Here is a 15,005-nt window from a genome sequence, read left to right on the forward strand (position 1 = left end):
GAGGGGGCCCAGGCCGCGCTGAACCAGGCGCCGGCCGCACTCGACGGTGCCGCCGGCGCGGTCCAGCAGGCCGGCGCCCCGGTCGCCGCGGCATTGCCGGCGAATCTGCCGCCGATGCCCGCCGATCCGGTGGCCGCGCTGATGAACGGTATGGCCCTGCCCGCGCTGCCGGGTATCGACGTGCTGTTCAAACCGTTCCTCGACCTGCTGTCGAGTTTCGGCACCGGGGTGATGGGGGCACTGAATCCGGCCGATCTGCTCAGCCAGTCCTCGCAGGTCATCCAGAGCGCCATGCAGATCGGCATGGGCGCGATGAAGTCGGTCGAGCAGGTCTGGCAGGGCCAGTCGGCCGGTAGCGCCCAGGCGGCGGGCCAACAGGTCCAGGCGCACGGTGAGGACGCCAGCCAGCGCGGCTTCGACATCTCGAAACTCACCGACGAGGCAGCGGCGGTGGTGCAGCGCGGCAACGTCCAGCTCACTCAGGTCGCCCAGTCGTTCGCGACTCAGGCCACCGCGCTCGCGCCGGTTGCCCTGACTCCGCCCGGTCAGGCCACGCTGATCGCCACGGCCACCGAATATCTCGGCCAGGCGGTCACGATCGTCAACGCCACCCGCGGCGAATTGGGCGGCTACACCGGCCAATTGGCGAATGTGGTCAACCAGCTCGCCGGCCAGTACGCGCCGCAGGCGGCCGATGCCGCCCAGGCGGTCGCGCAGAACGTCGGGCAGCCGATCGTGGAGCAGGCCCAGAATCTGCTGTCGGGCGGCGGCGCGGACACCCAGGCCGCCGGTCTCGGTGACCTGACCGGTTCCGGCCTGCCCGGGGCTTCGACGCATGCCAGCGCCTTCGGCGGTAACGGCGCGCACCCGGGTTCGATGAGCGGCAGTGGTGCCGGCGGCGGACTGAGCGGCCTCATGGGCGGGCTCGGCGGCACCGCGTCCGGTGGCGGCGCAGCGGCCAAACCGGGCCTGGGCTCCTCGGTTCCGGGCGCCCGGCCGGGAATCCCCGGGATGCCGTTCGGTCCGGGCATGCCCGGAATGCCCGGCCAGGGCACGCCCGGTTCGGGTTTCATGGGCGGCGGCACACCGGCCGCCGGGCAGCGCAACTCCGACGACGAGCGCGGCCGCACGGTGCAGAACTACCAGAGCCTCACCGGCAACACCGACCTCACCGGCCCGCTGGGAGAGACCGCGCCCGAGGTCATCGGCCAGACCCATTCCGACGAGCTCATCAGCGATTACGAGAACGACCAGCTCTGATCGCCGCGGCGCGTCGGCCGAATCATGACCCGGAATGGCCCGGACCGTACGGTCCGGGCCATTCGTCGTCGTGAGCCGTACTTAGAACAGGTTCATTATACCGATCAGTGGCCGAACTCGGGACAACGCACTGCCTATCCCACTAGGATCGCCAGCACAACTAGAATCTGTTCTAGTTTCATATCGGCAACACCCGAGAGGACCACCGATGCGTTTCACCTACGCGGAGGCGATGACCGATCCGGCGCACTACGTACCGCTGGCACAGGCCGCCGAGGCGGCCGGATTCCACAGTATGACCATCGCCGACAGCGTCGCCTATCCCGCGGAGTCGGATTCGACCTACCCGTACACCCCGGACGGCAACCGGGAATTCCTCGACGGCAAACCGTTCATCGAGGCGTTCATCCTCTCCGCCGCGCTGGCGGCGGTGACCACCACGCTGCGGTTCACCCCCTTCGTGGTGAAACTGCCGATCCGCCCGCCGGTGCTGGTGGCCAAACAGGCCGCCTCGCTCGCCTACCTCAGCGGCAACCGCTTCTCGCTCGGGGTCGGCATCAGCCCGTGGCCCGAGGACTTCCAGATCATGGGGGTGCCGTTCGAGCGGCGCGGCAAGCGCATGGACGAATGCATCGAAATCGTGCGCGGCCTCTCGCGGGGCGAGTACTTCGAATACCACGGCGAGTTCTACGACATCCCGAAGATCAAGATCACCCCGGGTGCCACCGAACCGCTGCCGATCCTGGTCGGCGGCCACAGCGATGCCGCGTTGCGGCGCGCCGTGCGCCTGTGCGACGGCTGGATGCATGCCGGTGGCGATCCGGAGGATCTCGACCGCATGCTCGCCCGGCTGAACGAATTGCGTTCCGAGCGTGACGCGTCCACGCCGTTCGAGATTCATGCGGCCTCGCTGGACGCCTACACCACCGACGGCATCAAGCGGCTCGAGGACAAGGGCGTCACCGACGTGATCGTCGGCTTCCGCTACCCCTACGTCGCCGGCGACGACACCGAGCCGCTCGCGGACAAGATCGCGCATCTGGAGAAGTACGCGGAGAAGGTCATCGCCAAGGTGTGATCGGCGGCGCGAGCGGTCGATCGGCTCAGCCGCGCTTGGCGAAGCCGAGATCGATCACCGCCTCGCGCTCGGCCGCCAGCTCGGCAACGCTGAGATCGATACGCTCGCGCGAGAATTCGTCGATCTCCAGATCCGGCACGATCGAGTACTCGCCGCCGGCGCACGTCACGGGGAACGAACTGATGAGCCCCTCCGGCACCCCGTAGGAGCCGTCGGAGGGCACCGCCATCGACACCCAGTCACCGGCCGGCGTGCCCAGCACCCAATCGTGAATGTGGTCGATGGCCGCACTCGCCGCACTGGCCGCCGAGGACGCCCCGCGCGCGGCGATGATCGCCGTACCGCGCTGCTGGACGGTGGGAATGAAGCTCTCGCGCACCCAGGCCGGATCATCGACCACGCGATCGGCGGGCTGGCCGCCGATCAGTGTGTGGCTGATATCCGGATACTGCGTCGCGGAGTGGTTGCCCCACACCGTCATTCGCGTGATCGAGGCGGCCGGGGCGCCACTGCGCGCGGCGAGCTGGGCGATGGCCCGGTTGTGGTCGAGCCGGGTCAACGCGGTGAAGCGCGCGGCCGGGACGTCGGGTGCGTTGCTCATCGCGATGAAGGCGTTGGTGTTGGCCGGATTTCCGACCACCAGCACCTTCACGTCGCCGGCCGCGCTGGCATTGATCGCCGCGCCCTGATCGGTGAAGATCGGCCCGTTGGCCGCCAGCAGATCCGAACGCTCCATCCCCGCGGTGCGCGGGCGGGCGCCGACCAGAACGGCGACCGAGGCGCCGTCGAATCCCACCCACGGATCGTCGCTGATATCGATCGAATCGAGCAGCGGGAAGGCACCGTCCTCGAGCTCCATCGCCACCCCCTCGACGGCGCCGACCGCCGCCGGAATCTCGAGCAACCGCAGCCGCACCGGCGTCTGCGGGCCGAGCATGGCGCCGGAGGCGATGCGGAACAGCAACCCGTAGGCGATCTGACCGGCGGCTCCGGTGACGGTGACGGTCACGGGCGTGCGGGTGGCATTGCTCACGACAACTCCTTGTTCACGAGAACTCGACGGCCGGCTTCGATCTTCACCCTAACGACCCTCACCGGCCGAAAGCCGGCACCGTGAGCAACCAGACAGCGCTAGCCCATCGGTACCGTCCCGCAACCGATTTCGATGATCCGCCCGGCGGTCTCGCCCGCCACTCACAGCACGGAGAAGGGGCGCCGCCCCTCCGGCGGCACCCCTTCTCGCGGTAGCTCAGATGCAGAATACGACACTGCCCAAGGGGACGCAGATCGCGACGGAACCGTCGATGTCGCTCGCCGTCGGAGAGGTGCCCGATGGGGTCGCGGCAGACGCGGCGGGGGCGACGACAGCACCGAGGGCCACTGCAATGGCGGCAACCGCGGCTGCTTTGCGGAATTTGATGGTATGCATGGCGAACCCTTCGTTCGAACTCTTCCGATCCTGAAAGACTTGCGACTCTCAGTGTTCGCTGCGCGCATCAGTATTTCCAGACATGAAAGAGTCAAACCCCGGACTTGCCGGATACCGGTGTGGTCACAGCCCCGGTCAGGAGCTGCGAATCACAATCGGCGGAGTAAGCCGAGAGGTTGCCCACCGGGGCAAATGCCGATTCGCCCTGTGCTGCTCCCGATCGGAACCCCGTTATCGAACCGTGACGGCATATCGTTCGCGCGGCGCTCCGAGCCGACGAATTATGTCCGTTTCATACCAATCGCCGCTCAGGAAGCGATATCTCGGCTCAGTGTGGCGATGTCACTGTCGCTCAGCCGCACCGGCTGCACGATATCGCGCGCCCGCACCAGCTGCACCGCCCGATACAGCGGCCGCTCCTCCAGTCCGGCGTCCCGAGCCTCGGCCCGCAACTGTCCGACCAGCAATCCGGACAGCGCCAGCGCGGCGGCCAACTCGGTGGAGGAAAGCGCGTCGGCGAGCTTCCGCAATCCCAGGATGTGCAGTTCACGTCCGCTGCCGGCGTCGGTGTACATGGCCAGCGGCACGGTCTGGGTCCGGCCGCCCGCGGTGATCCGCAGCGCTATCCGGCTCAGCCGTCCCGGATACACGAGCACCTCGACACCCGTCGCCGCGGCGACGTCGAGCCGCCGTCGCCCCACCAGCGTCCGAGCCTCGATCACGGTGCCCGACAACCACATTCGCCGTCGCCGCACCGCCAGCGCGTAGATCGCCGTCGGCGCGCCGAGCACCGCGCCGACCACGACACCGGCCGGCCAGCTCACGACCAGCCCGACCACCACGCCGACGACGACACCCGCACCGATGGCACCCAGCGCCAGCCGCCGCAGCATCGGCGCGTACAGCTCCGGTGCGATGAGGTCGAGGCCGACCGGCTGCTGCGCCGCGGAATTCGCGTCGTTCACTAGGCCGCGCCGTACTACCGCTGCGCGCCCAGCGCCGCCGACACCTGCGCCACCACCTCGGCGAGCGGGATCTGGCGCTGCTCACCGGAGCCGAGATCCTTCAAGCCCACCTGTTCGTCGGCCAGGTCCCGGTCGCCGAGGACCAGCGCGAACGCCGCACCGGACCGGTCGGCGGCCTTCATCGCGCCCTTCACGCCACGCCCGCCATAGGCCAGGTCGACCCGGATCCCGGCCGCGCGCAGGTCGGCCGCGAGCACCACCAGCCGGGCCATCGCCGCCTCCCCGAGCGGCACCCCGAACACATCGACCCGCGCGGGTTCGCCCGCGGCCTTACCCTCGGCCTGCAACGCCAGCATGGTGCGGTCGACACCGAGTCCGAACCCGATCCCGGACAGCGGCTGGCCGCCCAGTTCCGCCATCAGCCCGTCGTAGCGCCCACCGCCGCCGATACCCGACTGCGCGCCCAGGCCGTCGTGCACGAATTCGAACGTGGTTTTGGTGTAGTAGTCCAGGCCGCGCACCATGCGGGGGTTGACCACATACGGCACGCCGAGCGCGTCCAGGTGGCCCAGCACCTGCTCGAAGTGCGCCTTCGCCGAGTCGGAGAGGTGGTCGAGCATCAGCGGCGCCTCGGCGGTGAGGGCGCGGACCTCCTTGCGCTTGTCGTCGAGCACCCGCAGCGGGTTGATCTCGGCGCGGCGGCGGGTCTCCTCGTCCAGCGGCAGGGCGAACAGGAACTCCTGGAGAAGTTCGCGATACTGCGGCCGGCAGGTCTCGTCGCCGAGCGAGGTGATCTCGAGCCGGAAGCCCTCGAGCCCCAGCGACCGGAAGCCCGCGTCGGCGATGGCGATCACCTCGGCGTCCAGCGCCGGATCGTCGACGCCGATCGCTTCCACGCCCACCTGCTGCAACTGCCGGTAACGTCCGGCCTGGGGCCGCTCGTAGCGGAAGAACGGGCCGGAATAGCACAGCTTGACCGGCAGCTGACCGCGGTCGAGGCCGTGTTCGATCACCGCCCGCATGACCCCGGCCGTGCCCTCCGGCCGCAGGGTCACACTGCGTTCACCGCGGTCGGCGAAGGTGTACATCTCCTTGGTGACCACATCGGTCGATTCGCCCACACCGCGCGCGAACAGCGCGGTGTCCTCGAAGATCGGCAACTCCACATGTCCGTATCCGGCCAGTCGCGCGGCGTGCACGAGCCCGTCCCGTACGGCGACGAACTCCGCCGAGGTGGGCGGCACATAATCCGGAATCCCTTTCGGGGCGGTGAAGCTGCTGGTCTTGGTCACAATGGTCCAGTTTCCCCCACCCGGACGCGGCAAGTCCAACCGGTTCACCCAGCACGAGGCCGAGCAGCGCGATTGTACGGAACGATCCGGGGAAGTTAGGGGTCGTCTCAGGAAGTGATGGCACACTCTTATGCCGATACGCAACCGACACGGGAGGACCGGGTAGTGCCGACCAACGAACAGCGACGAGCGGCGGCCAAGCGCAAGCTGGAACGCCGACTGGAGCGACAGGCGCAGCGTGCGCGCAAGCGTAAGCAGCTGGCGATCGCCGGATCGGCGCTCGGTGTGGTCGTGGTCGTCGCGGCCGGCGTCGGGATCTACTACCTGACCCGCGGCGACGACACCGCGAACGCCGCGGCCAAGACCCCCGACGCCTCGCTCTCGTCCACCCCGCAGGCCGCTCCCCCGCCGGAGGCCAAGCCCAAGACCGCGACGGTGAGCTGCGCCTACACCGATGCCGGCCAGGCCGCCAAACCGGTGCACCAGCCCGAGCAGGCGGAGGTCTCGACCGCGGACTCGCCGAAGGTCGCCGTCGACACCAACCGGGGGCCGATCGGCATTTCGCTCAACGCCGGTGAATCGCCCTGCACGGTCAACAGTTTCGTCAGCCTGGTGCAGCAGAAGTTCTACGACGGCACCCCCTGCCACCGCCTGACCACCGGCGAGGGACTGAAGGTGCTGCAGTGCGGTGATCCGAGCGGTCAGGGCAACGGTGGGCCGGGTTATGCCTTCCCCAACGAGTACCCGACCGACCAATTCGCGCCCGGCGACCCCAACGCCCAGCGGGTTCCGGTGCAGTACAAGCGTGGTGTGGTGGCGATGGCCAACAGCGGCCCCGACACCAACGGCAGCCAGTTCTTCCTCGTCTACGGCGATTCCCAGCTGCCGCCGCAGTACACCATCTTCGGCACCGTCGACGAGGCCGGGCTGAAGACCCTCGACGCCATCGCCAAGGACGGCGTCGAGGACCCGTCGACCGGCGACGGCGCGCCGAAGCAGCCGGTCACGGTGAAGACGATGCAGCTGAGCTGATCCCCGGCGCGGGCCCGGATCCGCCTGCGATGGACCGGATCCGGGGTTAGGCTGCCCTGCTCCGCGCTGGTAACCTCATAGAACGGACAGCGCTGAAGGTGGGGCGCCGCCACCACGGATCGACCGTTCGTGTGGCGGAGTCCGATACGAAGCACCACAATCGTCCACAGAGACAACTGCAGCATCGGGGAGCAGGCAATGGCCGAGGAACTCGACGACATCGGCCGCGAGACAGCGGCTTTGATGAGGCAAATGTTGCAGCTTGCGACACTGGTCGCACTGCGCACCCGCGAACGTGGTCAGCGAGAAGCCGAAGCGCGCGTGAAGGTCACCCAGGAGCGGGTCAAGGAGACCCGGGAGCGGTTGCTGCGCGAGGCTCGCGAAGCCAAGGCGAAGGATCCGCGCAACCTGGAATTGGCCCGGATGCTCGAGCGGCCCGCCCTGGAACGCGGTATCTCGCTGGAGAAGGACCGCCTGGAACATTCCCGGGTGGCGCGCGGCGCCCGCACCGCCGAGCGGCAGAAGGCGCGTGAACGCGAACTGACCCGCTACGACTCCCCCGAGCGGCGCCAGGCCTTGGCCGCCCATCTGTCCCGCGTCGGGGTGGCGCCGGAATTGGCGGCCGTGCGCATGCTCATGGACGTCAGTCAGGCGCAGCCGCCGCAGGCCGCGGTCCGCACCCGGCCGGAGGAACCGCCGCGGGTCACCCGCGCGCGTGAACACGACGAGCGGATGCGCGAACGCGAACGCGGCCGCGATCGTTCTCGCTGACGAACCCGCTCACGACTGTGCCGCCGACCCGGAACGGGTGGCGGCACAGTCGTTTTCGGCGACGGTCGTTCTCGCGGAGACGGGTCGCGGATCAGCCCTTGTTCGGGTCGGCCTTGCTGGGTTCGCCGAACATGCCCTGCTGCGGCGGGGTGAGCGGGAGGGGGCTGAGCATATCCTTGTGGCCGTTGCGGACACTGCAGTATTTGAACGGCCCGCGCGGATCGAACAACCGCCCCATATGCGGGTCCGCGTGGTCGAGGAACCACACACTCATCCCCGTCTGCGGATCCTGGCGCAGGTACTCCCATGCGCGCCAGAGTGCTTCGAGGCGCATGGCCGCCTCGGCGTGCTTCCACCACTCGGGGCACCACACCGTATCGGTGAGGTCGGTGACCTGACGCCGGTAGACGAGGCTGAGGTAGTTCTCCACGAACTCGACCACGTTCGAGTAGATCATGTCCTGGGGCTGGTCGTTCACAGCGGGCGAACCTCCTCGGGCTGTCCGTAGGTCTCGGGCGGCTCACCGGGCATCGATCCGCCGTCGAGGACGGTCCGCTCACCCACGAGGTCGCTCATCGTGGTGCGACGCTGCGGATCATGCTGTTCGATCGACTTGCGCACCTCGGCAGCGTACTCCCCTTCCCACCACGGCACGGTCCGGACGAGCACCGCGGGCGCACCCGAGGAGAACACCACGGCCCGCCCGCGCGGCAGGGTTGCCAGCGCGTTCGCGTTGAGGGTCCGCGAGGAGCCCAGCGAACGCGAATAACTCTTGCCGCCTTTGGATTCCGAGACCGACGACGAGATGGAGTCGTAGTCGCCGATCGCCTCCGAACGGGCCGCCAGGAATGCCATATCGTCGACGCCGGGGCCGAGGACCTTGATATTGGCCGCCGCCCACAGCGCCTCCATACCGGCCTGACCCCAGCACCGCACGCCCTGCGCCCACGACTGCAGGACGGTCATCACGACGATGCCGCGAGATCCGAAGTGGCTGTACTGCTTCGGCAGATCCTTCCAGCGCACGATGTTGGCCGCCTCGTCGAGCACCGCGAGCAGCGGAATGGAGAGCCGGCCCATGTGTTCATGGGTCGCCTTACGCATCGCGACGTCGACGACCGCTTCGGTGAGGGCACTGACCAGCGGGCCGGCCGAACCGCGGCCCTCCAGCGACAGGCAGTACAGGGTTCCGTTGCGGTTCAGGAAGTCCCATTCATCGAACGCGTAGCGATCGGTGCCCGGCGTGACCCATTGGTGCACATTCGACAACTTCAGGCAGCGGACCATCTTCTTCGCCGTACCGAAGATGCTGTCACGGACCCGTTCGGAGGCGTTGTACTGCTGTGCCAGACCCGAGGCCACGTAATGGTGCCCGGCGGCGCGCAACAACTGGACGGATTCGGTGTCGCTCGGATCCGTCACCCAGTCCCATACCTGGGTGATCGACCGGTTGGCTACGGCGGCAGCGAGGAACATACCCGCCAGCAGATCTTCGGCCTCCGGGTCGAAGAAGCTGTCGGGGGTACCTTCGCCACCGTCGTCGGCGTCGGCGAAGTGACCTGCGAGTCGTGCCGCTCGCATCTCACATCCTTCGTGCCGGGCGTCCACCCAGCCCAGCGGATCCCAATACCAGAGGGCGTGCTCTTCACCCGCGACGCCCTGTGGGTCGAAGACGAACGTGCGAGAACCCTTGCTCTCCCGCACATCTCGGGTCGCGTCGACCACATCGCGCTTGTTGGAGGTGACGAGGACCGGGCCGATCGCCGACAGGATCGCCGGAATCACCCGCGCGGAGGTCTTACCCTGGCGGGGGCCCCAGATGTCGAGATGCAAATCCTCGTACGAACCGAACAGCATCACACCATCGATCACCCCGACACCGATCGGCACGCCGGGCGAATCCTCGTAGCCGAGCCGCACGCCCAGCTGCCGGGCCTTGTCCCGCACCCCGGCCTCGGTGAGTGCCGCGATCGCCCCGCCGCTTCCCATGTACTGGGCCTTGTCGTCAACCGGCAGTTTTCCGCGGCTGCGGCGCTTCTTCATCTCCCGCCGCATGAACACGATGCCGACGACGACGAGCACGACGAGCAGCACGATCACCGTGGAGGCGGTCGGCCACGTCAGTTGTCCCCGCGCGATCTTCGCGATGCAGGCGATCGGATTGATCGGCACGTCCTGGGGCACCGTCGACAGCTTGTTGCCCAGATGCAGTGCGCCCCAGAGGGTGCCGACCACCGCGAAACCGATGTAGATCAGATACAGCGCGAGGTCCGGTCCCGGATCGGCCGGGTCCTTCACCTTCTTCGCCATCTCGCCTCCTGGAATGACCGAGTATGTGGCTGCGGCTCAACGGAATCCGTCGAGCCGCCAGCCGTCGGGGGTGCGGACGACGGTGGCGATCACCGTCGTGGGGGGTAGCGTCTCGCGGGTACTGTCGGTGTGCACGGCGGTCTGCTCGATACCGATCTTGAACTGCTGGTGGTCCGAATCGCCGTTGCCCGGGGCCTGCTCGCCGGATGCGAAGGTGAACGCTTCCACGCGCACACCCGAACGCCCCCATTCGGCCCAGCGCAGCGTCGGTTTCGGAGTCTCCTCGCCCGGCGGTGCGTCGAGTGTGCGAAGCAGGCTGGGGCCCAGCCACTTCCGGGCCCGGGCGAGCGAGGCGCCCTGCGTCTCGGTGGCCGGATACCAGGTGAAGATCTCGCGCAGCGCGGCGACGGCGACGCCGTCGGGAGTGCCGGGATCCGGTGCCGGGGCGGCCTCGAGCTGACGCGGAGTCGACGTGGCCGCCGGTGGTTCGGCTCGTTCGGACCCGCCCGCGCAGCCGGACAGCAGTGCGACGCTCACCACCAGCATCACCACCAGGTTCGCGTAGACGGCCCGTCCCGTAGGTCGGCGGCCCGGCGCCCGGAACTCCGGACGCTGTCTCCAGATTATCGGTCCCGGTCGGTGCCGGGCGACTCCCGGCGATCCGGCGATCCCGGCGTGTCCCGATCGTCGTACCGTCACAACACCCTCCGTAACCGCGCGTCGCCGGGCACGGGCGCTTCGCTCACGCCCGAGGGGTCGGTGGAACGGATCATCCGGCCGTTGCCGGCGTAGATGCCGACCTCGGCCGGCCCGCGCACCCCGAAGCGGGAGAACACCAGATCGCCCTGCTGGGCGTTGCGCATCGGCACCTCGACCCCCGCCTCCCACTGTTGTTCGGCGGTCTGCGGCAACGTCTTCGCGCCCGAGGACGCCGCAAACACCGCGGCCGAGGTCAGCCCCGGGCCGTCCAGTCCACCGCCGGTCGGCCCCTGCGGGCCACCGCCGCCCCACACGTACGGGGTGCGCATCCACTGCTGGGCCGCGGCGAGGATATCGGCGCCCGCCGAACCGTGACCGGGCTGGAATCGGCCCATCGACCCCGGCGCCCGGTACTGCGCCTCCATCGCGAGGATATTCGTGACGTAGGGCCGGGTTTCGGAGAAGTGCGCGGCCACCTGATTGGGCATCCCGCCCGAGGCGAGGACCGCACCCTCGCCGGCGTTGTAGGCGGCCAGCGACAGCGGCACCACATCACCGTGCACCTTGCCCTCGCCGATCCACCGCTCGACCTGATGGGCGATCGAACACATGTAGCGCCCCTGAGCGATGATCGCGTCGCCGTCGTCCCACAGACTGGCCTGCCCGTTGCCGTCCGCGTCGAGCAGATACGGCCGCCCGTCGTCGGGATCGGTGGCCCGCGCTGTGGTGGGCAGGAATTGAGCCAGTCCCTCGGCGCCGGCGGGCGAGGTGAGCCCGCGCTGGAATCCCGATTCCTGACGGCCCTGCGCGGCCAGCACCGAGGCGGTGATCTCCGGGCACAGCGAACCCGCACGGCGATACCAGATTTCGAGTTCCGGCGGCACCTTGCCGTCGGCGAGCGCGCCGCCGGCGCTGCCGAATCCGCGGCTGCACAGCGGGTTCGTCGAATACGGGAAGGCGCCACCGGCATTGGGTGTCAGCGCGCCGTCGAGCCACGGCAGCGGATCGATCTGACGCCCGCCGGTCAGGCGCCCGCCGGGCACGATCTCGAAATGCAGATGTGGACCGGAGGATTCGCCCGCCGATCCGACCGCGCCGATCTCCTCACCGGCCCGCACCCGCTGCCCGACCCGCACCTTCACCCCGCTCGCCCACTCGTGGCCGTAGACGGCGGAGAAGGGACGGCCGTTGACGTCGACGGAGTCGATCACGATCCAGTTGCCGAAGCCGGAGGCGGGACCGGCGGCGACGACGACGCCGTCCGCCACCGAGAACTCCGGGGTGCCGTCCGGTGCGGCCAGATCCACACCGAGATGGGTGCCTCCGCGCGCACCGAAGGTGTCCGACACCGTGAAGGATCCGCCCGGCAGCGGCCAGGTGCGCCGGATCGGCGCGATCCCCGCGGCCAGCGAGGGCGCGCCGGTCGCACTCGGATTCGCCTGTGCCGCAGGGATATCGGCGGCACTGGTGGAGGCGGAGGTGGAGCCGCGCGGGTCCGTCGTGGCGGTCGGTGTGGTGGAGCCCGACTCCGGCGCCCCCGCTGCCCACGGCGCGCCGGAGGTGTCCGGCAGGCCGGAACCGGGCGCGGTCGGCTGATCGGCGCACGGATCCTCCGAGGAGGGCAACACGATCACCACCACGAGGGTGATCAGAGAGACGACACCGCCGAGGACGAGGGCGGTGAGGGTTTTCGCGTTCACCGCGCACCCGTCATGTCGCGCGGCGGGTTTCGTTCAGGGTTTCCACCAGGGTGCGATTCATTTCCGCCGCGGCCGCCAACTGCTGCTGCAGCAGCGCCACTTTGCGGCGCAGGGCCACCGCGTCCATCCGTTCCAGGCTGGGCCCCTCCGCGGCACGCACCCAGTTGCGCACCGAATTGGTGTGCACGCCGATCTGTTCGGCGACGACCCGGCAGGCCTCCGACTCGCTGCGCAGTTTGTCGGTCAGCGCGACGACCTGCTCCACCGCCGCCTTCCGCACCTGCGGCGACACTCTTCGGTATGACCTGTGCGGCATCACGCGGCACTCCCCTCGTCGCCCCGCCGGGCCGTGGATTCGGTGAATTCGCTGAAACGCTGGTTGGTCTCGTGGATTCCGCTCTCTTTTTCCGACACGGTGAACTCCATATGGAACGGGATGCCGGGGCGGCGATCCTCACCGATCTTGAGCAGGAACTTTCCGGTGCCGGGCGCGGGCGGTCGGGCCTGGCCGGGTTTGAGCGCCTCGCCGGTCAGCGCCTGCGGGGCCGACCAGCTGGTGACCATCTCCTCCTCGGCGGAGGTGAACGGGATCGTCGAGTCCAGGCGGCTGATCTCCTCGGGCGGCAGCGCACCGAAGATCTTGGCGCGCGCGCGTTCCAGGAAGCCCAGCGCCTTGGCGATCGCGGCCTCGGATCCGAGCGACTGCAGGTCCTTGATGGTGTGGCTGATCATGATCAGCGAGGTCGCCATGCCGCGCTGCAGACGGGTCAGTTCGTCGACGCGGTCGACCATGAAGTCGCCCAGTCCCAGCACCTGCCACAGCTCGTCCATGACGACCTGGAAGTAGCGCTGCGGTCCCAGTTTGCCGTCGGCGAGGACGTGCGCGGCCTCCACCGAGGCGAAGCCGTCGGCCCAGCAGGCCAGCATCACACCGGCTTTGAGCTTCTTGTCCCCGGTCGGGATGTGCGAGACGTCGATGCAGACCGCCACCGAGGAGGTGTCGATCGGTGTCGTGGTCTGACCGTTGAAGACCGCGCCGAACGGTCCCTGGGTCAGTGCGCGCAGCGACCGCCGCAGCCCCTTGGTGGCCTCGTGGTATTCCTCGGCGTTGTCGGCGCCGGCATCGAGCATCAGCTCCTGGCCGCCGCCGACCACCACCTCGAGCAGATCCTCCATGATCGGCGGCGATTCCGGAGCGAAGCCGCTGCCCTCGCGGTACAGGATGCGCAGCGCCGTGGAGATCAACGTCTCCTCGTAGTCGCGCACGCGGGCGCCGCGCACGAGTTCCACCAGACCCGCGATCAACGTGACCTGGCGGGCCCGCAATTCCTGGGTCACCTGCAGTTGCAGTGCGGGCAGGTCGTCCAGCAGCGGCACGATCGAGCCGAGCACACCACCGGCGAGCGGATTCAGTTTGCCGTGGCCGTAGCCGAGGTCGATGACCTGGCCGCCGACCATCTCCACCAGCTTGCGGTAGTCGGGTTTCACATCGGCCAGGATCAGCGGCGTGATGCCCTGGGCCACACCGCCGAGCACGATGCGGCGCACCAGCGACGACTTACCGAAACCGTTGAGCCCCAGCACGAACAGGCTCGGGGCGGTGATGAAACTGCCGCGCATGAACCAGTTCATCGGGTCGAAGCACACCGGCGCGCCGGTGTGCAGATGCGAGCCGAGCGGGGTGCCGATCAGCGGGGCGCCGGCGCCCACCGACCACGGCCACAGTCCGGCGACCTGCGCGGTGGTGGCCCGGTATTCGACCGGGCGGCCCACCACGTTCATCCGGCCGCCGCCGGGGCCGACATAGCCGCGATCGGTCAATTGCGCCGTGCCGCGGTCGAATCCGTCCTCGACGACCGATTCGATGCGGGCCGCGGCGTTGACGCGGCGCAGGTCGTCGGTGCGAATCCGGAACGCCGCCCAGGCGGCGCGCAATCCGGCGCCCTCGCGGGCCACCGCCTCCAGCCGCGCCCGGGCCGCGTCGTCGAGCAGAGGCGGGCCCTGATTCTTCTTCTTGACCGGTTTACTGCGCCGATCCCGCCGATTGCCCGCTTCGGCGTCGGCACGAGCGGTCCGCGAAAGCTGTTCGTAGGACGCCATTTTGGAGCCGTTGCGATCACGGAGCGTGCGCTGTCCCCGGCCGGATCGCCGCGCGGGCGCTTCCGTCCGGCGGCGCGACGACCCCGAATTGTATTCGGTGCGCGTACTCCGCCGCGGCGCCGGCTCGTAGTCGCCGGTCATGTAGCGCCCTCCGCGCGTCTCGGGCGATACCTGGTCGAATCCGGCCGGCAGCTCGGCCGAGTGCGGGGTGCCATGCGCATAGGAAATCTCTCGATCGTCGGACCGGTCCTCCGGCCCGCTCACCCGGCGCCGGGTGCGGGCACCGGCCGAATTGTCGTGCGGCGCATCGTGGTCGGCGACGCGGGACGCGGACGCGGTGTCGCCGCCGGAGCGTGCCGCGGTCCGGTC

At 69.1% G+C, this 15,005-nt stretch carries 13 protein-coding genes; 4 read left to right on the forward strand and 9 right to left on the reverse strand.

Features of this window, described 5'->3' with window-relative positions; genetic code table 11:
• Positions 1-1,260, forward strand: a 1,260-nt coding sequence (locus NN2_RS39030) for a hypothetical protein (protein ID WP_063019258.1), incomplete at its 5' end; no start/stop codon positions are given.
• Between the two features lie 208 nt (positions 1,261-1,468).
• Positions 1,469-2,338, forward strand: coding sequence for a TIGR03619 family F420-dependent LLM class oxidoreductase (locus NN2_RS34120; RefSeq protein WP_063014369.1), 870 nt, complete (start codon positions 1,469-1,471; stop codon positions 2,336-2,338).
• A gap of 25 nt (positions 2,339-2,363) precedes the next feature.
• On the opposite strand, the gene NN2_RS34125 is transcribed toward NN2_RS34120, so the two are convergent.
• The 3 genes from NN2_RS34125 to hisS all read right to left on the reverse strand — a co-directional run bounded on the left by NN2_RS34125 (position 2,364) and on the right by hisS (position 6,024).
• Positions 2,364-3,371 carry a malate dehydrogenase gene (locus NN2_RS34125; protein ID WP_063019259.1) on the reverse strand — a complete coding sequence of 336 codons (1,008 nt, stop codon included), beginning with the start codon at positions 3,369-3,371 and terminating at the stop codon, positions 2,364-2,366.
• Between the two features lie 704 nt (positions 3,372-4,075).
• Positions 4,076-4,732: a hypothetical protein gene (locus NN2_RS34135; RefSeq protein ID WP_063019261.1), complete on the reverse strand. Its 657-nt coding sequence runs from the start codon at positions 4,730-4,732 to the stop codon at positions 4,076-4,078.
• Positions 4,733-4,746: 14 nt separating this feature from the next.
• Complete coding sequence (gene hisS / locus NN2_RS34140; protein WP_063019262.1) at positions 4,747-6,024, reverse strand: histidine--tRNA ligase; 1,278 nt, start codon at positions 6,022-6,024, stop codon at positions 4,747-4,749.
• Between the two features lie 165 nt (positions 6,025-6,189).
• Here hisS and NN2_RS34145 point away from each other — a divergent pair, with 165 nt between their 5' ends.
• A complete protein-coding gene (locus tag NN2_RS34145; RefSeq protein ID WP_063019265.1) occupies positions 6,190-7,056 on the forward strand; it encodes a peptidylprolyl isomerase in 867 nt (288 codons plus the stop codon).
• Positions 7,057-7,254: 198 nt separating this feature from the next.
• A complete protein-coding gene (locus NN2_RS34150) occupies positions 7,255-7,827 on the forward strand; it encodes a hypothetical protein (RefSeq protein WP_063019267.1) in 573 nt (190 codons plus the stop codon).
• 91 nt (positions 7,828-7,918) lie between these two features.
• Here the strand turns inward: NN2_RS34150 and NN2_RS34155 are convergent, their stop codons facing one another.
• From NN2_RS34155 to NN2_RS37990, 6 genes are all read right to left on the reverse strand, one after another.
• On the reverse strand, positions 7,919-8,305 hold the full coding sequence (locus NN2_RS34155) for a DUF4913 domain-containing protein (RefSeq protein WP_227463134.1): 387 nt from the start codon (positions 8,303-8,305) through the stop codon (positions 7,919-7,921).
• Positions 8,302-10,137, reverse strand: coding sequence for a type IV secretory system conjugative DNA transfer family protein (locus NN2_RS34160; protein ID WP_063019269.1), 1,836 nt, complete (start codon positions 10,135-10,137; stop codon positions 8,302-8,304). The genes NN2_RS34155 and NN2_RS34160 overlap by 4 nt, the downstream gene beginning before the upstream one ends.
• A 36-nt stretch (positions 10,138-10,173) precedes the next feature.
• Positions 10,174-10,683, reverse strand: a complete 510-nt coding sequence (locus NN2_RS34165) for a hypothetical protein (protein WP_082857460.1) — start codon at positions 10,681-10,683, stop codon at positions 10,174-10,176.
• A gap of 149 nt (positions 10,684-10,832) precedes the next feature.
• Positions 10,833-12,536, reverse strand: a complete 1,704-nt coding sequence (locus tag NN2_RS34170; protein WP_063019273.1) for a peptidoglycan DD-metalloendopeptidase family protein — start codon at positions 12,534-12,536, stop codon at positions 10,833-10,835.
• A 10-nt stretch (positions 12,537-12,546) separates the two neighbouring features.
• Positions 12,547-12,816: a transposase gene (locus NN2_RS34175; RefSeq protein WP_227463133.1), complete on the reverse strand. Its 270-nt coding sequence runs from the start codon at positions 12,814-12,816 to the stop codon at positions 12,547-12,549.
• 35 nt (positions 12,817-12,851) lie between these two features.
• On the reverse strand, positions 12,852-15,005 hold a 2,154-nt coding region (locus NN2_RS37990; protein ID WP_439955877.1), incomplete at its 5' end, for a putative type IV secretion/conjugal transfer ATPase.

The organism is Nocardia nova NBRC 15556, assembly GCF_001613005.1.
Classification (GTDB): Bacteria; Actinomycetota; Actinomycetes; order Mycobacteriales; family Mycobacteriaceae; genus Nocardia; species Nocardia nova.

Excerpts from the sequence above, each read along its gene's own strand:
- NN2_RS34120 (WP_063014369.1), top strand. The coding sequence starts at position 1,469 with ATGCGTTTCACCTACGCGGAGGCGATGACCGATCCGGCGCACTACGTA.
- NN2_RS34150 (WP_063019267.1), top strand. The coding sequence starts at position 7,255 with ATGGCCGAGGAACTCGACGACATCGGCCGCGAGACAGCGGCTTTGATG.
- NN2_RS34160 (WP_063019269.1), bottom strand. The coding sequence starts at position 10,137 with ATGGCGAAGAAGGTGAAGGACCCGGCCGATCCGGGACCGGACCTCGCG.
- NN2_RS34165 (WP_082857460.1), bottom strand. The coding sequence starts at position 10,683 with ATGCTGGTGGTGAGCGTCGCACTGCTGTCCGGCTGCGCGGGCGGGTCC.